Source organism: Parvibaculum sp., assembly GCF_002684405.1.
Lineage (GTDB): Bacteria > Pseudomonadota > Alphaproteobacteria > Parvibaculales > Parvibaculaceae > Parvibaculum.
The window spans coordinates 1-22342 of record NZ_NYVD01000136.1 but is presented as its reverse complement, the minus strand read 5'-3'; the positions used below and the strand labels follow the sequence as shown (position 1 = coordinate 22342).

21 protein-coding genes are annotated in these 22342 nt (G+C 62.3%); 9 read left to right on the top strand and 12 right to left on the bottom strand.

Features of this window, described 5'->3' with window-relative positions; all coding sequences use genetic code 11:
* The 4 genes from rlmJ to ppk2 all read right to left on the bottom strand — a co-directional run.
* Positions 1 to 454, bottom strand: a 454-nt coding sequence (gene rlmJ, locus CMI59_RS12770; RefSeq protein WP_293328625.1) for a 23S rRNA (adenine(2030)-N(6))-methyltransferase RlmJ, incomplete at its 3' end; no start/stop codon positions are given.
* A complete protein-coding gene (locus CMI59_RS12765; protein WP_293328624.1) occupies positions 451 to 1653 on the bottom strand; it encodes an MFS transporter in 1203 nt (400 codons plus the stop codon). The genes rlmJ and CMI59_RS12765, both read right to left, overlap by 4 nt.
* The gene (locus CMI59_RS12760; RefSeq protein WP_293328623.1) at positions 1650 to 3017 is read right to left on the bottom strand and encodes a DUF4010 domain-containing protein; all 1368 of its coding nucleotides are present in this window, start codon (positions 3015 to 3017) and stop codon (positions 1650 to 1652) included. Before CMI59_RS12760 ends, CMI59_RS12765 begins: the two co-directional genes overlap by 4 nt.
* Positions 3014 to 3829, bottom strand: coding sequence for a polyphosphate kinase 2 (gene ppk2 / locus CMI59_RS12755; protein WP_339614165.1), 816 nt, complete (start codon positions 3827 to 3829; stop codon positions 3014 to 3016). The genes CMI59_RS12760 and ppk2 overlap by 4 nt, the downstream gene beginning before the upstream one ends.
* Before the next feature lie 146 nt (positions 3830 to 3975).
* On the opposite strand from ppk2, the gene CMI59_RS12750 reads away from it, so the two are divergent.
* The gene (locus tag CMI59_RS12750; protein ID WP_293328622.1) at positions 3976 to 6045 is read left to right on the top strand and encodes a TonB-dependent receptor; all 2070 of its coding nucleotides are present in this window, start codon (positions 3976 to 3978) and stop codon (positions 6043 to 6045) included.
* A 70-nt stretch (positions 6046 to 6115) separates the two neighbouring features.
* Here the strand turns inward: CMI59_RS12750 and CMI59_RS12745 are convergent, their stop codons facing one another.
* The gene (locus tag CMI59_RS12745) at positions 6116 to 6805 is read right to left on the bottom strand and encodes a ChrR family anti-sigma-E factor (RefSeq protein ID WP_293328621.1); all 690 of its coding nucleotides are present in this window, start codon (positions 6803 to 6805) and stop codon (positions 6116 to 6118) included.
* Positions 6805 to 7389: a sigma-70 family RNA polymerase sigma factor gene (locus tag CMI59_RS12740; RefSeq protein ID WP_293328620.1), complete on the bottom strand. Its 585-nt coding sequence runs from the start codon at positions 7387 to 7389 to the stop codon at positions 6805 to 6807. Before CMI59_RS12740 ends, CMI59_RS12745 begins: the two co-directional genes overlap by 1 nt.
* Before the next feature lie 310 nt (positions 7390 to 7699).
* Here CMI59_RS12740 and CMI59_RS12735 point away from each other — a divergent pair, with 310 nt between their 5' ends.
* The 8 genes from CMI59_RS12735 (at position 7700) to CMI59_RS12700 (ending at position 17456) form a co-directional block, all read left to right on the top strand.
* Positions 7700 to 9070 (top strand): FAD-dependent oxidoreductase, encoded by a 1371-nt coding sequence (locus CMI59_RS12735; RefSeq protein ID WP_293328619.1) that lies wholly within the window; start codon positions 7700 to 7702, stop codon positions 9068 to 9070.
* Complete coding sequence (locus tag CMI59_RS12730) at positions 9067 to 9867, top strand: DUF1365 domain-containing protein (RefSeq protein ID WP_293328618.1); 801 nt, start codon at positions 9067 to 9069, stop codon at positions 9865 to 9867. Before CMI59_RS12735 ends, CMI59_RS12730 begins: the two co-directional genes overlap by 4 nt.
* 144 nt (positions 9868 to 10011) lie before the next feature.
* Positions 10012 to 12264, top strand: coding sequence for a bifunctional diguanylate cyclase/phosphodiesterase (locus CMI59_RS12725; protein ID WP_293328617.1), 2253 nt, complete (start codon positions 10012 to 10014; stop codon positions 12262 to 12264).
* A 169-nt stretch (positions 12265 to 12433) separates the two neighbouring features.
* On the top strand, positions 12434 to 13627 hold the full coding sequence (locus CMI59_RS12720; RefSeq protein WP_293328616.1) for an acyl-CoA dehydrogenase family protein: 1194 nt from the start codon (positions 12434 to 12436) through the stop codon (positions 13625 to 13627).
* Between the two features lie 15 nt (positions 13628 to 13642).
* The gene (locus CMI59_RS12715) at positions 13643 to 14734 is read left to right on the top strand and encodes an acyl-CoA dehydrogenase family protein (RefSeq protein WP_293328615.1); all 1092 of its coding nucleotides are present in this window, start codon (positions 13643 to 13645) and stop codon (positions 14732 to 14734) included.
* A 21-nt stretch (positions 14735 to 14755) separates the two neighbouring features.
* On the top strand, positions 14756 to 15946 hold the full coding sequence (gene chrA / locus CMI59_RS12710) for a chromate efflux transporter (RefSeq protein WP_293328614.1): 1191 nt from the start codon (positions 14756 to 14758) through the stop codon (positions 15944 to 15946).
* A gap of 64 nt (positions 15947 to 16010) precedes the next feature.
* Entirely contained in the window at positions 16011 to 16283 is a 273-nt protein-coding gene (locus tag CMI59_RS12705) for a SemiSWEET transporter (RefSeq protein WP_293328613.1), read from the top strand.
* Positions 16284 to 16361: 78 nt separating this feature from the next.
* Positions 16362 to 17456 (top strand): zinc-binding dehydrogenase, encoded by a 1095-nt coding sequence (locus CMI59_RS12700; RefSeq protein ID WP_293328612.1) that lies wholly within the window; start codon positions 16362 to 16364, stop codon positions 17454 to 17456.
* A 9-nt stretch (positions 17457 to 17465) separates the two neighbouring features.
* Here the strand turns inward: CMI59_RS12700 and arfB are convergent, their stop codons facing one another.
* The 6 genes from arfB to CMI59_RS12670 form a co-directional block, all read right to left on the bottom strand.
* A complete protein-coding gene (gene arfB / locus CMI59_RS12695; protein WP_293328611.1) occupies positions 17466 to 17888 on the bottom strand; it encodes an alternative ribosome rescue aminoacyl-tRNA hydrolase ArfB in 423 nt (140 codons plus the stop codon).
* Positions 17889 to 17910: 22 nt separating this feature from the next.
* Complete coding sequence (locus CMI59_RS12690) at positions 17911 to 18516, bottom strand: glutathione S-transferase N-terminal domain-containing protein (protein ID WP_293328610.1); 606 nt, start codon at positions 18514 to 18516, stop codon at positions 17911 to 17913.
* A 107-nt stretch (positions 18517 to 18623) separates the two neighbouring features.
* Positions 18624 to 19157: a phage holin family protein gene (locus tag CMI59_RS12685; RefSeq protein WP_293328609.1), complete on the bottom strand. Its 534-nt coding sequence runs from the start codon at positions 19155 to 19157 to the stop codon at positions 18624 to 18626.
* Between the two features lie 7 nt (positions 19158 to 19164).
* Positions 19165 to 19425 (bottom strand): hypothetical protein, encoded by a 261-nt coding sequence (locus CMI59_RS12680; protein WP_293328608.1) that lies wholly within the window; start codon positions 19423 to 19425, stop codon positions 19165 to 19167.
* 93 nt (positions 19426 to 19518) lie between these two features.
* Positions 19519 to 20967 (bottom strand): phospholipase D-like domain-containing protein, encoded by a 1449-nt coding sequence (locus tag CMI59_RS12675; RefSeq protein WP_293328626.1) that lies wholly within the window; start codon positions 20965 to 20967, stop codon positions 19519 to 19521.
* A gap of 622 nt (positions 20968 to 21589) precedes the next feature.
* A partial coding sequence (locus tag CMI59_RS12670) for a HipA domain-containing protein (protein ID WP_293328607.1) occupies positions 21590 to 22342 on the bottom strand: 753 nt, incomplete at its 5' end.

The following is a 22342-nucleotide window of genomic DNA, read 5'->3' as shown; positions in this document are numbered from 1 at the left end:
GCAGCATCGCCCTCATCGCCTGGTAGCCGTCCATCTCGTGCACCTTCACGCGCGGGTCGCGTTTGAAGAGCTCTGCGCAATCTTGCCCCGGCGCATGCTCAATCTCGACAAAAGCAAGCCGATCCATGCCCCGCGCAAGGTAGGCGGCAAGGGCGGGCGAGCCCGGATAGCGTGTCAGCGGGGTGCCGCCCAGCGCGCGCACGGCGTCGAGATAGGGCGCGAGCGATGCGGGGATATCGTCCTCCGCCTCCAGAAGGCGCGCGATCCCCTGCCGGTATTCGTCGGTTTTCTGTGCTTCCTCGCCGGAGAGGTCGGTCATCCCGCTGCCGGCATGCGTGTCGAGCAGGAAGAAGGGTTTTTCCTTCTTTTTCAACTGGTTGATCGACAGCGTCAGCAGCGCATGTTTCATCACATCGGCGAAATTGCCGGCATGAAAGGCGTGGCGGTAATTCATTTCTTCGCAGTGTTTCGTCGCGGCAACAGAACCAGCCCGGCAAGGCCGACCATGGTGATGATGGCGCCCGCATAGAATGTAGAGGCGGGGCCGTAATCCTCCCACAGATACCCGGCAATGAGGCTTGCGGCCAGCAGCACGATGCCGCTGACAAAATTAAAAATGCCGAAAGCCGTGCCGCGCAGCGCTTTCGGCGCGCTGTCGGCTACCAGCGTGGAGAGGAGCCCCTGTGTCAGACCCATATGAAGGCCCCAGAGCCCGACGCCTGTAAAGAGCATGACCGGTTCGTTCGCATGCGCCAGCACAAGATCCGCTGCGATAAGTGCGACGAAGCCGAGCGCCAGCAGGCGCGTTTTGTCCAGCCGGTCGGCCAGCAGGCCTGCGGGGTAAGCCGACAGCGTGTAGACGGCGCTCATCATCACCAGCACCAGCGGCACGAAAGCGATGCCGAGCCCAGCGGTTTCGGCGCGCAATACAAGGAAGGCTTCGGAAAAGCGCGCCAGCGTCAGTACGCCGCCAATGGCGACGATGCCCCAATAGGCGGTGCCCATGGTTGCGACGTCGGCCCAGCGAATGCGCGGTGCGCCGCTCTTTGCGGGCGCGTCGTCGACCTTCGGCTCCGGTTCGTGCACGAAGAGCACGAGAATGGTCACGGCGGCGAGCGCGGGCAGCACGGCGAACCAGAAGGTGAGGCGTATATTGTCGTTCAGCAGCGTCATCAGCGCGATGCCGATGAGCGGCCCCAGCACCGCACCCGCCGTGTCGAGCGATTGCCGGAGGCCATAAGCTTCGCCGCGTTGTTCGGGAGCGGTGATGTCGGCAATCAGCGCGTCGCGCGGCGCGCCGCGTATCCCCTTGCCGATCCGGTCGGCAATGCGTGCCGTCAGCACGGTCGCAATCGAGTCCGCCAGTGGAAAGAAGGGCTTGGAAAGCGCGGCAAGGCCGTAGCCGATGACGGCGAGGCGTTTGCGGCGGCCGAGCCAGTCGCTGAGCGTGCCCGACACCACTTTCGTCATGGCCGCTGTCGCCTCGGCGATGCCCTCGATGAGGCCGACCGACAGCATGGAGGCTCCGAGCGTGGTGGTCAGGAAGATGGGCAGCAGCGCGTGGACAAGTTCCGACGACATATCCATGAACAGGCTGACTAAGCCGAGCGCCCAGACACCGGCCGGGAGTGCCGAGCGGGAAGGCTTGGTCACAGCCCGATCCCGGCGAGGATAAGGGCGGCGGCGACGGTGCCGAGCGAGAGGAGGAAGAGCGCGGCGGCGGGCAGGAGGCCGTTCTTTTTTCCTGCAAAAACAATCGTGTAGCCCGCTTTCAGAAAATTGTTCGAGGCCGCGGCGACGAGGATGGCGGCCGCGGTGAGCGCCATCGGCGAGGCCGTTTTCGCGCTTTGGGCGAGGCTGAGGACGAAGGGATCGACATCGGTCACACCGGCAATGGCGGCGACGGCGAAGATGCCGCTCTCGCCGAATTGCTGCCGCCCCCAGGCCACCGCCACCGACAGCGCCACGAAGAGCACCGCAAAGGTCAGCGCGGCGGAGACTTCCAGCGGGTTCGAGGATTGGTAGGGCGCGGATTCCCCTCGTGTTTTCCGGGCTTTGCCGCGCAGATAGATGAGCCCCGTCAGGCCGAGCCCGGCCGCGCAGAGGGTAAGGAGCGCAGGCATCAGCGTTAGCGCCAGCGCGCCGTTAAAGACAGATACCACCACCAGAATCCGGACGAACATGATCGAGGTCGCGAGCACGATGCCCGCCTCGGCGCTCGCCTGGGGCGGGGTTTCCTGCGCCAGCTGGCGCGACAGCACGACGGTCGTTGCGGTGGAGGAATAGAGCCCGCCCAGCGCGGCGGAGTACATCGCGCCCGCTTTCGGGGCGAAATAGCGCTGCAGCAGATAGCTCGCATAGGAGAGCGTGCTCACCGCCACCACCGCGAGCCACACCTCGTAAGGCGTGATCGGCGTGAGCGCCGTCACCGGTTCGTTCGGCACCAGCGGCAGTATAATTCCTATGATAATCAGGAACTTGCCGAGCGTGGTGAGCTCTGTTCGTCCGACGCCGGCAGCGAAGGCATGCAGCCGCTCGCGCGCACCGGTCAGGAGGACGACCGTCACGGCGATGCTGACGGCGACCCAGAGCGGCTGCGAGAGTGCGATGGGCCCGAGCAGGAAAACGATAAGATTGCAGAGCGGCGCCATGATGCCGCCATCGATGCGCGCGCCGGGCGCGGGTTCGATATCGGGTTCCGCGCGGTGCGTCTCCAGCCGTTGCCAGTAGAAAACGGCAAGCCACAGGCCAAGCACGCCGAGGCCGACCAGAAAGGGGATGAGCGTTTCGGGCGCAAGGGCATAGAGCAGCGCACCGGTGAGCGCGAGCAGGGGAAAGGTGCGAACGCCGCCCGGGGGCTTCAGGCGGCTTCGGCTGAAGAACTCCTCAAAGGCGAGACCGACGAAGAACCCCAGGCCGAGTACGACGATAAGCCGCTCCGGCGCCAGCAACAGGTCGCCGCCGATATTCGTGAACGTGCCGGACAGCAGGGAACCGCTTTCCACGGGGTCGTTCATTTGGAGAGTTTGCCCTCTTCGATCAGCGTTTCGTCGAAAGGCATCACGATGTCCCGATCCGGCTCGACGAGTTTGCCGTTCTTGCCCTCATAGTCGAGGCGGTTCAACAGGTCGCGGATCATATTGATGCGCAGAAGGCGCTTCTTGTTTGCATCGATCACCGTCCAGGGCGCCCATTCGGAGTGCGTGCCTGTGAGCATGGCGTCGCGCGCCTTGGAATAGTCGTCCCAGTGTTTTACCGCGACCTCGTCGATGGGGGATATCTTCCACTGTTTGAGCGGATTTTCCCGGCGCTCCTTCATGCGCCCCTTCTGCTCTTTCTTCGAGATATCCAGATAATATTTGATGAAATGGATGCCGGAGCCGATCAGCATGTTTTCGTAAAAGGGGACCTGCTCCATGAAACGCTCGTAATCGGTATCGCTGCAAAAGCCCATGACGCGCTCGACGCCTGCCCGGTTGTACCAGGAGCGGTTGAAGAGAACCATTTCGCCGGCGGCGGGCAGGTGTTCGGTGTAACGCTGGAAATACCATTCCGTCGTTTCGCGGTCCGACGGTTTGCCGAGCGCCACGACGCGGGTTTCACGCGGGGACAAGTGCTGGGTGACCCGCTTGATCGTCCCGTCCTTGCCGGCCGCGTCGCGTCCCTCGAAGAGAACCAGCACGCGGCGGTTATTGGCGATGATGTCTTTCTGGAGCTTCACGAGCTCGACCTGCAACTCGTACAGCTCGTGCTTGTAAACGCCGTGGCGCATGCCGTGGCGGCGCTCCTCTTCGGCTTCCTTGTCGGTTTTATCCTTGGTCTTGCTCACCGGTCCCGTGCCTCTCGTACCTGGTTGCCCAGGGCAAAAGATAGCGCCTGTACGGGGACGGGTATAGCGAGCCTGTTGCCGCGGGGTTGCGCCGCGCCGCTCTCTCAATTAAACGTTATATTATAACATTGCATAAAGGGGTGATCATGCAAATCGGAACATTGAGGCTGTCGGCGCTTCCTCGGGGCGCCGCGGCGATGCTGGCGGTTGCGCTTCCGCTGGCGGCAGGGGTACAGGCAAAGGCGGCGGAGGCTCAGAAAAACGATAAGGAATCAGTATCGGGGCCCATTATCGTGACGGCCTCTCCCTTGCCGGTGCGTCTGGACGAACTGGCGGCGCCGGTGTTGCGTCTCGATCAGATCGATATCGACGAATCCGGGACATCCGCGCTGGGCGCGCTTCTCGGCGAGAAACCGGGCGTAACACAGAGTTCCTTCGCGGCAGGAGCAAGCCGTCCCATCATTCGCGGCATGGACAATAACCGCGTGCGTGTGCAGGAAAACGGCATCTCGGCGGGCGGGGTCTCCGCATTGTCGGAAGACCATGGCGTGCCGATCGATCCGCTATCTGCGACAAGCATCGAAGTGGTGCGTGGGCCCGCAACATTGCGATATGGCTCGGAAGCGATTGGCGGCGTCGTCAATGTGCTGAACGACCGTATTCCTTCGGCGCGTCCGGACGGCGGATATACCGTCCATGGCGGTGCGAGCTATGACAGTGTCGATCAGGGCAAGCAGGCATATGGCGCCCTGAATGCCGCGACGGGAAACCTCGTCTGGCATGCCGACGGTTTCCGTCGCAAGACGAGCGATTACGACACGCCGCAGGGTGAGCAGTTCAATACATGGACGGACACATCCGGCGTGGCAGGCGGTGCATCGGTTCTGCTCGACAATGGCTATGCCGGGGCGAGCGTTACGCATTACGACAGCGAATACGGCATCCCGGCACCGGAAGACCCCACCGATCCCGTTCATATCGATATGCGCCAGACCAAGCTTCAGGTCCGGAGCGGATTGTCTTTCGGCGGCTGGGTGAAGGGCCTTAATCTCTCGGGCGGCTATGGCGACTACCGGCATGATGAAATCACGCTGAGCGGTGTGACCGGGTCGACCTTCAAGAACAAGGAATGGGAGGGCCGCGCGGAGTTCCTGCACGCTTCCGTCGGTCCCTTCGCGGGCGCATTCGGCGTTCAGTATCACCACCGGGATCTGTCCGCTTCGGGCGAGGGAGGTGAGTTGCTGGCTCCCACCAATTCGAGCTCGGTCGCGGGTTTCCTGTTCGAGGAGATGCCGCTTGGCGACACGCTGTCCTTGCAGATGGCGGGGCGCGTGGAGCATGTGAAAGTCGAAGGGACGGCTCTCGATACGGCGACTATCACGGAATACAGCGTGTCGCGCGATTTCACGCCGCTGAGCGGGTCGGCCGGCCTTGTCTGGGACCTCGATGGCGGCTGGGTGACCTCTGCCACGTTCCAGGCTGCGCAGCGGGCACCGAAGGCGCCCGAGCTTTTCTCCAAGGGGCCGCATGAGGCGACGGAAACCTTCGAGATCGGCGATGCCGCTCTCAACAAGGAAACAGCCTATTCGGCGGAACTTTCCGCACGGCGCGAGGGGCGCGGCTATTCTTTCGCGGCGTCGCTCTTTCACGTCAGTTTCGACGATTTCATTTACAAGGCGCTGACGGGGGCAACTTGCGATGACGATTATGCGAGCTGTACCGATGCGGGCGGTACCGGCACCGAACTGAATCAGGTGCGATATGCGCAGCGGGACGCGACCTTTTACGGCTTCGAGCTTGAGGGCAAGGTCGCGCTTCTTCGCACCGATATAGCTACCTATGGCTTAACGGGTCAGGCCGATTATGTGCGGGCGAAGTTCGACGGCGGCACCAATGTACCGCGCATCCCGCCGATGCGTATCGGCGCCGGGGTATATCTGGAAGCGGACAGGTTCATGGCGAAGGCCGGTTTCCTGCATGCCTTCAAGCAGGACAAGCTGGGGCCGAATGAGACGGAAACCGCCGGATATACCAACGTCTCCGCCGTGCTCCGCTACACATTGCCGGAACAGATGACCGGAGGCGCGAGCGTGAAAATCAGCGTTATCGGTCAGAACCTGCTCGATGCGGATATCCGCAATCACGTTTCCTTCAAGAAGAACGACGTGCTTTTGCCGGGACGCAATTTCCGCCTGGTGGCGAGCGTGGATTTCTGAGCGGCACGACACCTAAAAGAAGGGGCGGCCCTTTGGGCCGCCCCTCAATCTCGCGCAGGCGATGCCTCTCTCAGAGCCCGATAAAGGGCTGGATCAGGCGCGCTGCGACGCTTTTCAAACGGATCGGACCTTCTGTCAGAGCAAGGCAGATGCATTCCTCGCCCTCCTCGATGGTCAGGCCGTGCATGTCGGCTTCGTTTTTTTCCTCGATATCGCCCCGCGCAAAGCGGCCATGCGGATCCTTGAAGGCGCCTTTGAGGACAAGGGTAAGCTCGGTGCCGCGGTGACCGTGAACGGGGATTTCCGTCCCCGGCCTTGCCCTGAGCATCCAGACGCGCTGGTCGCCGGGGCCGCGCCAGAGCATGACTTTCTTCATCCCCGGTCCCATGAACGACCAGTTGAGGTCTTCGACATCATCCACGCCCAGCCATTCGCGCAAGGGGGCGGGCAGCACGCGGTCGGTGGTTGCGGGCGGCGGGGCCGGCCTGACCGGCTGTTTGCCGGGTGCCGGTTCGTCGATCCGCGACAGAACCGACGCCAGTGCGTCCGGTGCCATGGCCGTGCCCGTCTCGCCTTCCAGCAGCGAGCCGCCAATAGCCTCGGCCGCCTCCATGGTGCGGGCCGCGTCCGGGCGATAGCTCATATGAGACGCCACGAGCACTGCCTCGCCTTCGCTCAGCGTGCCGGCTGCGTATTCCATGATCCACTCGTCGCCCAGACGATGTGTGATCCCGTTATGCTCGACCGTTGCCGCGCACATCACTGCAAGTCCTCCAAAGCCGTACGTAAACGACCGAATGCCAGTCTCATTCTCGATTTCACCGTGCCGAGCGGAATACCCAACTGCTCGGCGATTTCCGAATGCGCCTTGCCTTCCATGAAGGAGAGCATGACGACTTCCGCCTGATCGGGCGGCAGGTCCTTGAGGGCCGCCTGGACCCTGTCGCCGGTCTGCCGGCTTATCACCTCGTTATCGGCTTGAGGCGGGTCTTCCGGAATCAGCATGGGGTCGGCCGGATCGAGGTCGGCCCGCTTTTCGCGGCGAACGCGGTCGATGAAGCGGTTCCGCGCGATGGTGAATATCCATGTTCCCACCGCCGCTTTGGCCGGGTCGTATTGCGCGGCCTTGCGCCAGACCGTCAGCATCACCTCTTGCGCGATATCTTCGGCAAGCTTCTCGTCGACCCTGAGGCGCATCAGGTAGGACTTCACGCGCGGTGCGTAATAGCCGAAGAGTTCCGCAAAAGCCGTTCGGTCGGCGCGATCCACGATCGCGGCGATATATCCCGCCATTTCCTCGGCGCTCGCGCCCGAGGAGGGCGATGCCGGGTTTTCGCGATCCATTCGCTCCAACTTCCTCAATCTCGTCCGCCTTGCGGGGCGGGCGATCCGGGTCCGGCCGGTATCTATCGCGGCGATCATCTGCATGGTCCAGATACGGGCCTGCTTTCAGGCTGGATCACCGGCGTGCCGTCTTTTTCGACCTGATTTTAAGACGATCCTAGGCGTTCGCATAAGGATGACAACAGGCGGGATGCGCGGAGGGGCTTTAAGCGGCGGGTGGATTGATCCGACACAGGCCCGGTTGCGTAGGACAAGACAGTGCCGAGGCGGACGGCTTTCCCTCCGCCGGACATTCATTTCAGGGGCTTTCATGGCGCCATTTGACGATCAAGCATTCAGCGGCCCGAATTCGGGTAAACCCTTGCGGATCGCCGTGGTTGGCAGCGGGATATCGGGCCTTTCGGCGGCCTGGCTCCTCTCGAAATCGCATGACGTGACCGTCTTCGAAAAGGGCGAGCGGCCCGGGGGGCATTCGAACACGCTGGTGGCGCCCTGCCCTGAGGGGGATGTGCCGGTCGATACGGGCTTCATCGTCTACAACGAGGCCAACTACCCCAATCTCACCGCCCTGTTTCAGCATCTCGGCGTGGCCACCTGTCCGAGCAACATGTCGTTTTCCGCCTCACTGCCGGCGGCAGGCAGGGGCAGGTTCGAATATTCCGGGTCGGGGCTTGGCGGCCTTTTCGGCGACCGGCGCAACCTCGTACGGCCCCGCATGTGGCGGATGATCCGGGACATCGTCCGGCTCTATCGCGGCGCGCCGGAGCTTATGGGAGAAGAGGGGCTGGAGCACAAGCCGCTGGGTGTTTTCCTGACGGAAAAAGGATTTTCACGCGCGCTCAGGGACGACCATCTCCTGCCCATGTGTGCGGCGATCTGGTCGCTGCCGCTGGAGCGGGTTGAGCAGTTTCCCGCGCTTTCCTTTCTGCGGTTCTTTGACAATCACGGGCTGATGCGTCTGACGGACCGCCCGGTCTGGCGAACCGTGGAGGGTGGGTCGCGCGAGTATGTGAAAGCGCTTTGCACGCCCCTCGGCGACCGGGTTCAGACCGGGCGCGGCGTTCGACGGATCCTCCGCGAGGGCCCCGGTGTCGTCATCACGGATGTGCACGGGCGTACCGAGCGCTTCGACCGGGTGGTCGTGGCCGCTCATAGCGACGAGGCGCTGGGCATGCTGGGCGATGCCGATGAGACGGAAAGGCGGCTGTTGGGCGCGATGCCTTACCAGCGCAATATCGCCTGGCTTCACAGCGACCCGTCTTTCATGCCCCGCCAGAAGCGCGTCTGGGCAAGCTGGAACTATATGGGCGGCGGCGACGCGCCGGTCTGTGTGACATACTGGATGAATAGGCTTCAGCCGCTTCCCACGGAGAGGCAGCTTTTTGTGACCCTCAATCCGACAAGCGATCCTGCGCCGGAGCATGCGATTGCCCGTATCGAATATGACCACCCGGTCTACGATGCGGGGGCGATCGCCGCGCAACAGGCTTTGTGGTCGCTTCAGGGGCGGCGAAATACCTGGTTTTGCGGTGCCTATTTCGGATCGGGTTTTCATGAGGACGGCTTGCAGGCCGGGCTCGCCGTGGCAGAGGAACTGGGCGGCGTGCAGCGGCCGTGGCAGGTGGAAAGCGCGTCGTCCCGCATCTATCGGGTGGCGCCTCTGGAAGGGGTGGCGGCGTGACGGGTGAGACGGCAGGCGGGTGGCGGTCGCGCCTTTATGCGGGATCCGTTTTTCACAGGCGGCTCCGGCCGCGCCGTCATGAGCTGCGCTACGGCGTCTTCTATATGCTTCTCGACCTGGACGAACTGGACGGTCTCGACCGGGACCTTGCCGGATTTGCGCATAACCGCTTTGCGCCGGTGTCGTTTTACGATCGGGACCATGGCGGGGGGGACGACCGTCCCTTGCGGCAGTGGCTCGAGGGTCAGTTGCAACGCGCAGGGCTATCCGTGAGCGGGGGGCGGGTCGAACTTCTCACTATGCCGCGCATTTTCGGCTATGCGTTCAATCCGCTGTCGATCTGGTTTTGCCGGGACGGCAACGACCGTCTGATTGCGGTTCTTTATGAGGTCCGCAACACGTTCGGCGACCGCCATTGCTATCTGTTTCCCGTTGAGCCCGGTGAAAGCCCTATCAAGCAGCGCTGCGACAAGGCGTTCTATGTCTCGCCTTTCATGGCGGTTGACGGGGAATATCATTTTCGTCTGGTGGAGCCGGGTGCGCGGGTTTCCCTGACGATCCGTGAAAGCGATGAAGAAGGCGTGCTTCTGACGGCAAGTTTCGCCGGCGAGGTTAGGCCGCTATCCGCCGCCGGTCTTGCCGTAACGCTGCTGCGCTATCCTCTGCTGACGCTCAAGGTGGCGGCGGGGATTCACTGGGAAGCATTGAAACTACTCGCCAAGGGCCTGCGTTTCCGGGCGCGTCCAGCCGCCCCAGCGAGCCCTGTGACGGTGATTTCCCCCGGATATCGGCGTTGAAACCCTGTGTCCCGTTCTGGGGCGCTCCCGATATGAACAATTTTATCTACGTAACCTATTCTTAGGAGCGACTTCCTATAACTGGCCCATGTCGTGCGCAAAGCCCGCAGAAGGCGGACTGTTTTGCGCCAGGGAATAGGTGCGATGCATAGAGAAGACGGGCCGGACCGCACAGAAAGTGGGGCGTCGGGTCTCAGCGGTACCGGCCGAGGCCATGCAGACGCGAAGAATGCCCAGACCAGTTCCGGGCAGCCGGTTGGTGCGCGCTCGCTGTTCTCCCGTTTCAGTATTTGGAGCCGTGCAAGCTATCTGACGCTTCGGACGAAAGTCGTTCTCATCGTCACGCTTATCGGTGCGGCCCTGATCCTGTTCGCGGCTGTCTTCACGGGCTTGAATTTCAGACACAATGTGAACATGGAAGCCCGCGCGCATGTGGATATCGCGCTGGGCGTGCTGGATCAGGCAATTGTCCGGACACAGTCCTTCCGCGCGCTGGCGCCTGTCCTGGATGCCGTGTCGGGCTCGCCCGCCGTTGCCGCCGTTGCCATCGGGACGCAGCAGGGCGAGGTGCTTGCCTATGAAGGGCACCAGCCGATCAATCGGCAGATACTTGCCAAACGATTTGTCGAAGCGGGCCGCAATTTCGACCGCGATCAGTCAAGTGGTGTCGAGGCGGTGGGACCGGTCCAGAACGGCATTCAGGATTACGCGGTTCCCGTCGTGTTGCCGGGCGGAGCGGCGAGTGGCGTTGCGGTTTTCAGTATCGATATAAGTCTGATCGAGCAGTCGCAGATTGCCAATGCCATGTCGACGATGAGCTGGCTGTTCGTCCTCATCATTGTTTCTATCCTGACGATCTCGCTCATTCTGCATCGTGTGGTGGTTGCACCTATCGAGGCGCTGAGCGGGTTTGTTGGGAATAAAAAACGTCCGCCCCGGCCCGCGACCGGCATGCAGGATGAAATCAGCGTCGTTACGCGCGCCCTGTCGGATGCGTTCGACGATTCCGATGCGAAAGAAGAGATGCTACAGCGGCTTGCGTCCACCGACGGCCTGACGTCGCTCGGCAATCGGGGATGGTTCAAACAATCTATGGCGGAGGCGATTGCGGATCATCGCGAGGACCGTTCGCTGGTCGGCGTTCTGGTGTTCAACATCGACAAGTTCAAGGACGTCAACGACACGCTCGGACATGATGCGGGCGACAGGCTTTTGCAGCGGACTGCGGATATCCTGAAAGGCTGCACACGCGACGGGGACAAGATCGCACGGATCGGCGGCGATGAATTCGGCCTGATCCTGCCGGGGCTTCGCAGTGCCGACGAGGCGCTCGACCTTTCCTATCGTTTCATCCGGGCAGTTGGGGCACCCATTCGCTTCGGGCCGCATGAGCTGCAGCCGAGCTGCAGCGCCGGCATCACTCTCTTTCCGCAGGACGGGCGCGACCCGGATACGCTGTTGAAGAATGCCGACCTTGCGCTTTCCCGCGCCAAGATGGAAGGCAGCGGGATGAGCCTTCTCTATCGTCACGAGCTTCACCTGCGTGCCATCGAGCGCAATTCGATTGAGCGCGATTTGCGTGCGGCCATCCGGCAAGGCGATCTCGAACTCTTTTATCAGCCCAAGGTGGATGTCGCCTCGCAGCGGATTGCCGGCGCGGAGGCTCTGGTTCGCTGGCGCCATCCCGAGCGCGGATATATTCCGCCGGATGTCTTCATACCGGTCGCCGAGAAGAGTGGCTTTATCGGTGAACTCACCAAATGGGTGATGAACGAGGCGTGCCGCCAGATTCGCCACTGGCAGGATATGGGGCTGGCGCGCGTCACCGTGGCCGTCAATGTGTCGGCAGGCGATCTGCGTCGTCCGGACCTCACCGATATGATCGCCAACATGCTGGTGAAACATGCCGTCTCGCCGCAATATCTCGAGCTGGAAGTTACCGAGAGCATGGTGATGCAGGACGTCGATATGGTGATCGGCACGCTGCGCCGCCTGCGCAGTCTCGGGATAGGGATCGGAATCGATGATTTCGGCACAGGCTATTCCTCGCTCGCTTATCTCAAGCGGTTCCCGGTGCAGCGTTTGAAGATCGACCGCAGCTTCGTGCGTGACCTCAGTGCCTTCGGCGAGGGGCGCGTCATTCCCAAGGTGATCATCGATCTTGCCCATGCGCTAAGTGTGAAGGTCGTTGCCGAAGGCGTGGAGACGGCCGAACAGCTTCATGCCCTTGCAGAGCTTGGCTGCGACGAGGCCCAGGGCTATTTCCTCGGCCGCCCGATGCCGTGCGACGAATTCGAGGCTTTCCTGCAAAACTCGCCCGTGGCGCGGGATACGCAGTCAACGCAGGAAGAGCAGACGGCTGCGCGGCTGCCTTCGGTCGGCGGCAGCGCGGCCTGAGTCTTTCACAACGAAATCGTCCTTCCCTACAAGTTGACGCAAGGTCCGGCGCGGTATTGCCGGGGTGTGTGGATTCCGCGACCTTCCGCGCTAAACTCCCCGCCGACAACAAACGCGCCGGGCCGCAATTCGCTTTGTGAAGTCCGGCCGGCAAGCAGGGAGTAGAGGTATGGACCTCGCATACGGGCCCGAATATGAGGCCTTCCGCGAAGAGGTGCGCCAGTTTATTGCCAAACATCGCAAGGATGCGCCGGAACGCATGCGCGTAGCGCGCCCGGACGCGGAGTGGAAGGCGTGGCAGCAGCTTCTGATCGAGAACGGTTATGCCGCCCGGACCATCCCGACGGAATATGGCGGTTATGGCGGGGAGCCGGACATTCTCAAATCGCGCATCATCGCGGAGGAATTCACCGCCGCCGGTTTGCCGCTCGGGCTTGCGAACCAGGGCATTTCCATGTTCGTGCCGACGCTTCTGGAGCTCGGTACGCCGGAGCAGAAGCAGAAGTGGATCGAGCCGACGCTGAAGGGCGAGGTGGTGTGGTGTCAGGGATATTCGGAACCCGGGTCGGGTTCCGATCTTGCCTCGCTGCAGACGAAGGCGACCGAAGACGGTGATGATTTCGTCATCAACGGCCAGAAGATCTGGACCTCGACGGCCAAGGATGCCGACATGATCTTCTGCCTCGTGCGTACCGAGCCCGATGCGCCGAAGCATCAGGGGATTTCCTATCTCCTCTTTTCCATGGACACGCCGGGTATCGAGGTGCGCCCGCTGAAGACCATGACCGGCGCAGCGGAATTCAATGAAGTCTTCTTCACCGACGTGCGCGTGCCGAAGAACCAGATCGTCGGCGAACGCGGACAGGGCTGGTTCGTTGCCAATGCAACGCTCAAGCATGAGCGCGGCATGCTGGGCGATCCGAACCAGGCAGGCACGCGGCTGAAAGAGATCGTCGATCTCATGCAGACCGAGACGATGGACGGGCAGAAGCTCATCGAAAATCCGCTCTATCGCGACCGGCTGGTGGAACTGCAATCTCGCGTCTATGCGATGCAGTTCCACGGGCTGCGCCTGCTGACGGCGGCCTCCAAGGGCGAGGATCCGGGGATTGCACGGCTGATCGTCAAGTTGCAGGGCTGCGAGATCAATCATCAGCTTGCTGCTCTCGCCATTGATGCGCTGGGCGAGCTGGGGGTGCTTTACGGCAAAAGCCCGCATCTGCGCGCCTGGGGCTCGTGGCAAAGCCGCTACATGTTCGATCTTGGCCTCATCATCGGCGGCGGGACGGCTCAGATTCAGAAAAACATCATTTCGGAACGCGGCCTCGACATGCCGCGCGAACCGAAACCCGCCAAAGCGTAAAGGGAGGCTCCATCCATGGAATTCGGATTATCTGAAGATCAGCGCATGCTGCAGGACAGCCTCAACGGCACGCTGGAACGCGTCTGCCCGCTGGAGCGGGTGCGCAAGGCCGCCGAGGGTGGCGAGGCAATGGCCGACGATGTCTGGACGGCGCTTACCGAACTCGGTGTGCCCGGCATGATCGTGCCGGAAGCGCAAGGCGGGCTCGGGCTCGCTCTGCTCGATGCAGCGTTGGTGTCGGAAATGCTGGGCCGTCATGTAGCACCGGTGCCTTTCATTGCCACGGCCGTCATGGCGCCGGCGGCGCTGATGCGGGCAGGGTCGATGGCGCAGCAGGAGGAATGGCTGCCGAAGCTCGCCTCGGGTGAAGTCGTCGCGTCGGTTGCGATTGCCGAAAAGGTCTCGGGCGCGCGCGAGGATGCGGGCGTCACAGCCTCGGGCGGCAAGCTCAACGGCAAGGCCTGGTTTGCGATGGATTTCGGTGAAGCCGGTCTCTTCATCGTCGCCGATATGGATGGCGGGCTGCATCTCGTGAAGGGCGATGCCAAGGGGCTTGCCAGGGTCGGGCTTACCCGCATCGATCTCACCCGTTCTCTGGGCGAATGGCAGTTCGACGATGTGGAAGCCGAACCGCTCTCCGGCGATACGGTGGGCGCGCTCAACGCCATGCGGGATGCGGGCCGCATCATGCTCGCCGCCGACACGCTGGGCACCGGCTGGATGATGATCGACAAGGCCGTCGCCTATGCCAAGGAGCGCAAGCAGTTCGGCCGGGTCATCGGTTCCTTCCAGGCAGTGAAGCATATGTGCGCGGAAATGGCGGCAGAACTCGAACCCTGCCGTTCGCTTGTCTGGTATGCCGCGCATGCCTTCGACGAGATGCCGGAGGAAGGGCCGTTGATGGCGGCGCATGCCAAGTCGCTGACTTCCGATGTGGGCCGCTTCGTGGCGCGCACCGCCACGGAAGTTCATGGCGGCATGGGTTTTACCGATCTTCTCGGGCTTCATTATTGGTTCAAGAGAATCGGGCTTAATCGCCAGCTTCTGGGCGCGCCGGAGCGCGTTCGCCGGGAAGCGGCGGTCATGCAGGGCTGGGCGGCGGATTAAGCCGCCCCGACAGGGGGAACGATGACGGAGAAGGCAGCGCAGGGCACGATCGGCGAAGTCTTCTCCACCTTCCTCAAGCTGGGCCTTACTTCATTCGGCGGACCGGTTGCGCATCTGGGATATTTTCGCGCCGAGATCGTCGAAAAGCGGGGATGGCTCGACGACCGGGCCTATGCCGACCTTGTCGCGCTTTGCCAGTTTCTGCCAGGTCCGGCGAGTAGCCAGGTCGGCATGGGGCTCGGCCTCATGCGGGCGGGCGCCGGCGGTATGCTGGCGGCATGGCTTGCCTTCACCCTGCCATCGGCCATCGCGCTCATGTTCGCCGCTTTCGGGGCGGCGGCGCTTGAGGGCGACATCGGCCAGGGCGTGCTGAGCGGGCTCAAGATCGTGGCCGTTGCCGTGGTCGCGCAGGCCGTGCTGCAGATGGCCCGCAATCTGGCGCCCGACGCACCGCGTGCCACTCTCGCGGTAGCTGCGGCGGTGGCAATGCTCATCATGCCATCCACGCTGATACAACTTGCGGTGCTGGCGGGGGCGGCGCTGATCGGGCTTGTCGTGCTGAAACCGGAAAAGATCGAGGACTGGCCGCCGCTTGCCGCGCCAGTGTCGCCGGTGGTTTCAATCCTGTGTCTCGCGTTGTTCTTCGGTCTGCTCGCAGGTCTGCCGCTTCTCGCGCAGGGAGGAGAACCGTTGCTTCGCCTAGCCGACATTTTTTACCGGGCAGGTGCGCTTGTGTTCGGTGGCGGACATGTCGTGCTGCCACTGCTGGAAGCCGACCTGGTGCCGCGCGGGCTCATCTCGCAGGACAATTTCCTTGCCGGCTACGGTATGGCGCAGGCGGTGCCCGGGCCGCTCTTCACCTTTTCGGCCTATGTCGGCGCCGCTGTGAACGATGTGGCCCGGCCGGTTCTCGCCGCCGCGGTCTGCCTCGTCGCCATGTTCCTGCCGAGCTTCCTGCTGGTGCCGGGCGTCCTGCCCTTCTGGTCGAAGCTGTCGCGCTTTACCGCGGCGCGGGCGGCGCTGATGGGTGTCAATGCCGGCGTGGTCGGGCTTCTCGCCGCCGCGCTTTACATGCCTGTCTTCACCAGCGCGATCTCAGGTGGAGCGGAAGCCGCGCTGGCGCTGGGGGCCTGGATGGCCCTCGCCATATGGAAGTTACCCCCCTGGGCGGTGGTGGTGGCGAGTGCGGCCATTGGAGGGGTTGCCTTGTGATACCGCTTGTGTGAAGCCCGCTTCCGGCAGAAAGTCGCGCCGGTTGTTCTGACGGGGTTGGGCCATGGTCGACATCGGTTACATCGCAGCATTTCTCACCACGGTCGCTTTCGTGCCGCAGGCAGTGAAGACGATCCGCACACGCGATACGTCAGGCATCTCGCTTGCCATGTATGTGTGCCTCACCATCGGCATCTTCCTCTGGTTGTTGCACGGGCTGAACCTGGGTGACGGGCCGCTGATCGGTGCGAACGCGCTGACCCTGTTTCTCGCGGTGCCGATCCTCGTCATCACGGCGATCAACAGCCGCCGTGAGAAGAAACGGGCGTTGAAGTAGACCGAAGTCTATTTTCCCTTGCGCGAGTGGTCTCCCGCTGCTTCCATAGCGGCAACAAGAAAACAAGGGAGGATACCTATGCGCGCTGCCGTGTTCCGCAAGGGCGATCTATATGTCGATGAAATCCCGGCTCCCGAACCGGAAACGGGTCAGGTGCTGGTGAAGACGCTGGCCTGCGGTATCTGCGGGTCGGATCTGCATGCATTTCATCACGCGCATCATATGGTCGATGCGGCCAAGCGCTCCGGCTCCAGCTTCGTGATGGACCTCAACAAGGACATCGTTTTCGGTCATGAGTTCTGCGCCGAAGTGCTGGACCACGGACCGGGCACGGAGAAGAAATTCAAGCCGGGTACGCGCGTCTGTTCCATGCCGCTCGCCGTCTATATGAATGGCGACAAGGCCAATGTACAGCCGGTGGGCTATTCGAATGTCGCGCCGGGCGGTTTTGCCGAGCAGATGGTGCTGAACGAGCTGCTGCTGCTCGAAGTGCCCAATGGCCTGCCGACCGATCATGCCGCGCTGACCGAGCCGATGGCAGTCGGCTGGCATGCGGTGGAGAAGGCGAACCTGACCGGCGAGGAAGTGCCGCTGGTGGTGGGCTGCGGGCCGGTGGGCCTTGCCGTTATCGCCGGTCTCAAGATCAAGGGCGTGGGGCCTATTGTGGCTGCCGATTTCAGCCCGGCACGCCGGGTGCTGGCGGAAAAGATGGGCGCCGATGTCGTCATCGATCCGGCCGATCACTCCGCCTATACCGACTGGTCGGAACGGACGCTGCCCGAGGGCTACGATCCGCAGAGCCTGCTCTCGGTGATGGGGATGGGGCCTCAGCCCAAGCCCGGCGTCATTTTCGAATGCGTCGGTGTGCCCGGCGTCATCCAGCAGATCTTCGAAGGGGCGATGCGGCATACGCGCGTTGTCGTGGTCGGCGTCTGCATGGAGCATGACCGTTTCGAGCCCTTCTTCGGCATCAACAAGGAACTCAATGTGCAGTTCGTGCTGGGGTATACGCCGGAGGAATTCGCGCTGACGCTCCAGCATATCGCCGAGGGCCAGATCGATGTCTCGCCGATGATTACGGGCAAGGTGGCGGTGGAAGAAGTGCGCCATGCCTTCGAGGAACTCGGCAATCCGGAAAAGCATGCCAAGGTGCTGGTGGAGCCCTGGCGCTGAGCCGCGGGCCTAGTCGCCATTCGTCGGGCGGCGTCTCATCTTCTTGATGTCGCCGTGACGTTTCTTGTGTTCGAGATGGCGCTTTTTCGAGGCACGGGTCGGCCGTGTCGGAATTCGGGGGCGGGGCGGAACGGCCGCTTCCCGGATGAGCGCCAACAGCCTGCCGATCGCATCCTTGCGGTTTTCTTCCTGCGTGCGGTAACGGTTCGCCGTGATGACGATGACGCCGTCGCGGGTCAGCTTGCCGCCTGCGAGTTTCTGGAGGCGGTTGCGAACGGCCGGGGGCAGGGAAGGCGAGTGGCGGGCGTCGAAACGAAGCTGCGCGGCGGTTGCGACCTTGTTGACATTCTGCCCGCCGGGACCGCCCGAGCGGATGAAGCTCAGGACGATCTCTTCTTCCGCGAGGGAGAGTCTGTCCGTGACCTCTATCATGTGCGCGAGCCTGGTGCAGCGGTCAGGATGCGGGCGGGGCTGTGTCCGCAAAAGACGGACGCTTGCTCATGTCCGCCCACCAGCCGGCGATCTCTCGATAGTTCTTCTGCCATTCCAGCGCAGCGTGACGGAAGTCGAGATATCCAAGCGCCGATCCGACTGCGATGTGAGAAAGGTCGACGGGGCCGTCGAGTTTCGTCACTTCGTCGTCCAGAATCTGAAGCGAGCGGTCGATGGCGCGATGCCAGCGGCCGAGCCAGATTTCGGATTGTTCGGAATCCTTGCGGCCGCGTTCCATGATTATGGCAACGGCTGCGTCCATGATGCCGTCGGCCAGCGCCTGAAAGCGCAGCACGGGCCAACGCTCGGGGTGGGCAAGGGGGATCATGGTTTCGCCTTCGAGGGTCGAATCCAGATATTCGCAGATGAGCGGGCTGTCGAAGAGCGTGTCGCCATTGGCAAGTACAAGCGCGGGCACCTTGCCGAGCGGGTTCGCTTCATGCAGCGCCGGCGGATCCTGCATGGCGACGATATTTTCCTCGCTCACATGGGATGTGCCGTTCTTCTCGCGGATGAGTACGCGGCATTTGCGGGCGAAAGGGGATGTCGGCGAGGCATAGAGTTTCATCGGATTTTCCTGAAGAGACGGCCGGACCATACGGATCCGGTTTCTATCCCATTCCGCCCCTGCCGTCACTCGATGTCATATGCTGCCATCCGGGCAGAATCGCGCTGCTACTCCGGTTTCGCGTCGTCGTCTCTGGCCCCGCCATCGCGATTGAGGATCGGCATGATGATCTTGCGCAAGAAAGGGCTCATCGCAGCCAGGGCGCCCAGGATGATTGTGACCATCGGCATCCCGGAAGAGGTGCCTCGGACCATGCCGAGGAGTCCCATGGAGAGATCGTTGAAACGCTTTTCCAGCGCATCGACATCGCGGCGAATATCGGCGCGCGCCGCCTCGATATTGAGGTTGGCGAGTTTCATTTCCAGTTCGTCGGCATGGCTCGGTTTGCGGGCGGCGAGGCCGAGCGCAACAATGGCGACGAACAGGAGTGCGCCGCCGGTGATAAGTGCCCCGAGCGGATAGCCATAAAGTTCCGAGAGCGCGAGAAATCCGGCGATCACCAGCATGGTGAAGGCGAAAATCGCGAGGAAGACAGCGATGCCGATCAGGCTCAGCCGGTTTGCGAGCCTCTTTGCCTCCAGTTCGGCGCGGAAGAGTTCGGCCTCGGCAAGCGTTCTCAGTTTGGGTGTGGGGTCGTACATCGCAGTCCTACTTTCCCAGCACGCGGCCGATAAGGAATCCGATGCCGAATGCGATGAGCGCGCTTGGAACGGGGTTGGAATCGATCTGCTTTTCCAGGTCGGTCAGGCCGTCCTGCAATTTGTCGCCAAGCTCCTCGACATCTTCTTTCGAAAAGGGCGGGGCCTTGCGGGCGCGTTCCTCCTCCAGCGCTTCCTTGAGCGCGGCGATCTCCTCGCGGAGGTCTTTCAATTCCGCGTCTGCCGTTTTTTTCGCGCCGCTTTCGGTCATTTCGAACCTCTTCGGGATCGTCGTTTCGGATGGAGCGTCCGATCGCACCCCGGAAGCATAGCGCTCGTGGGCCCCGGGGAAAAGGAGATCGGGTCAGAGATAGGGTGAGCCAAGGCGGAAGAAGGCGTCACGCAGCTTGATCGAGATGGGACGCGCGGCGAGTTCCTTGCCGGAGACGGGCCGGGCCGACGCGATCTTGTGTTCGATGATGTCGTCGATCCTGCTTGCCAGCGAGGCCCCGTAGCATTCCAGGTTGAATTCGAAATTGAGGCGAAGGCTCCGCCCGTCCCAATTGGCCGAGCCCAGCATCGACCAGAGCCTGTCCACGGTCATGAGTTTGGAGTGCTCGAAGGGGCCGGGCGTCTTCCAGATGCGGCAGCCCGCGCGGGCAAGCCATTCCAGTTGCGGGGTGGCAGCCCAGTCGACAAAGGGCAGATTGTTGGTCTCGGGCAGAACGATGTCGACCTTTACGCCGCGCATGGCGGCGAGGGAGAGATTGGTCCGCAAGGTCTGGTCGGGGACGAAATAGGGCGTGACGATGCGGATGCAGTGACGGGCTTCGGAGAGCGCGCCGAGCAATGTCCAGCGGATCGGGTTCATGCCCATATCCGGACCGGCGGGGAGGCCGCGTGCGGTGATCTCGCCGGCTTCCTCCAGTTCCGGAAACCAATCCGGCCCGTCCAGAAGTTCGCCGGTGGCGAAATTCCATTCATGCGCGAAAGTGTGCATCAGGTGTGCGACCACCGGTCCCTCCACCCGGAAGTGATAGTCGCGGATCGGCTTTCGGGGATCGGAACCGATCAAATTCCCCTCTGAGATGTTCATGCCGCCGGTAAAGCCGTGCCGACCGTCAATCACCAGAATTTTCTGATGGTTGCGCATGTTGAGATAGGGCATGCGCCAGGGCATGAAGGAATGCAGGTAGCGCGTGTGATTGAGGCCTCGCTCTCTGAGGAGCGGCATGAGAGAGGGATGCGAGTAATAGCAGCCGACGCCGTCGATCAGGATGCGCACCCGCACGCCGCGTGCCTTTGCCCGTGTCAGGGCGTCGAGCACCATTCGGCCAGCGAGATCGTTGTTGAAGATATAGGTGGAAAGCGCGACGGAGCGTTGGGCCGTATCGATCGCCTCGACCATGGCGGGATAGGCCTCGTCGCCATTTTCCAGGACGCGGATGGCGTTCCCTCCCTCGAAGCTTTCCGGCAACACCTTCCAGCCGAAACGGGCAAGGCTCTCCATTTCGCGCACCTGCGGACCGTCCGGCACGGTCTCGCCGGCGACGCGGGCGGGCGGCGGGACGGGCAGCAATTCGCCGACATGGCGGGCGCGCAGTTCGCGCGCACGGCGCTGAATGCGGTTGATGCCGAAGATGAGATAGACGAGCCAGCCCAGGAACGGCACCAGGAGAATGACCGCAAGCCAGCCGGCCGCAGCGCGCTCGTCGCTCTTGGAGAGCATGACATGCACGGCGGCGCCCGCCATCGCGGTGAACTGGATAAGGCCGAGAAGCAGGGGCCAGAGATCGGACAGAAAGGTCAGCATGGCGCGCAAGACTAGTGCATGCGGGTCCGTCTGCCATCCCTCATTGTGTGGCGGTGCGGTAAGTGTGCGATGCACAAAAATAGAGGGCCTCCGCGGGCCTTGCACAGCCCTACATAGCTGCACGTCATCTCACACGGGAAAACAGTGTCGTGCATTACGGTCATGCTGACTCCATCACCTGTCGATGGGGCAGAACAGGATGGTCGCACTCAACATGACGAAATACGAAGAAAACGAGCGTGTGCTGCTTTGCTATCTGTCCGGCCAGATGAGCGAGCGCCAATGGCAGGCGCATTGTGCGGATCGGGCATTTCGCGGTTGGCTGACAAGTCGGCAGTGCCTCAACAATACCGGCGCAGACGTCATACCTTTTAGTCGCTCTCGCATGCTGTCGGGATTTAGCGGGACTTAGCGTCTTTCCCTCAACCCGAATGAAGGGGATTTTTGCTTGAGACCGGCACACGCGATGCCTGGAGAGATTTCCGGTTCGATGGTTCCGCGCGAGGGGATCTCCCCGATGGCCGTGGTCCGGCCTTGAGAATGTTCCGAGTTGCGTTCGTATCGTCATGGCCGGTGTGACCGCCTATGAAGGGCGCACAAGACCGGCAAATGATTATGGCGCTCATTCGCTCTGCAAGCGGAATCCGCCTCCTTTGAGCAGGAACGCGTCTCGGTCGGGGACGTCGACATGGAGGTCCAGCGCTTCCGAGATGTGCTCGATCTGATGGGCTACCATATCCCCTAGTAGTTTCGTCTGTCCGCCCTGCAGGTCGTTTATCTGCATGGCAATACGGTTAAGGAACTCGCCGGTGGTCTTGAGGACTTCATCTTCGCCGGACTTGCCGCGCGCTTTGAGCCCGATTGCTCGCACGAAGTCGAAGAAGGTGTCGCGCGTAAGCGTATCCGTCGTGTCGGTGGTCCCGATATGCAGTGAGAACCGGTGATCGACATTCGGGTCGAGAAGAACGGGCACAACGTCATAGAGCGGGGCCAGCTCTGGCGCATTGCCTCGATAGATCAGGGCATGGTTTTTGGCGTGGTTGTCCGTGTTGCCGAGAGCAAGATTGAGGATGGTCATCTGCAGAAAGAACTGCCGCGCCCTGGCCGGAAGGCGCGTGCGGCCGAGGATCTCGCCTACGGCACGGCCGTTGAAGGCCCGCCCGGCCTCTCCATCGCGTTCGTATTTGAGGTTCTTCGGCAAGCCTAGCGCCTGGCAGAAGTCCTCCTGATGGATCCGGCTCACCACGCCGTTCTCGACAGATCGATCGAACCGGGTGACGAGAAGCCCCCGTATATTGTCGATTTCGAGCGGTTCGACATGTGCGACATCGTCGTCATAGACGCGCGCCGCGATCGACATCAATCGATGCTCCTG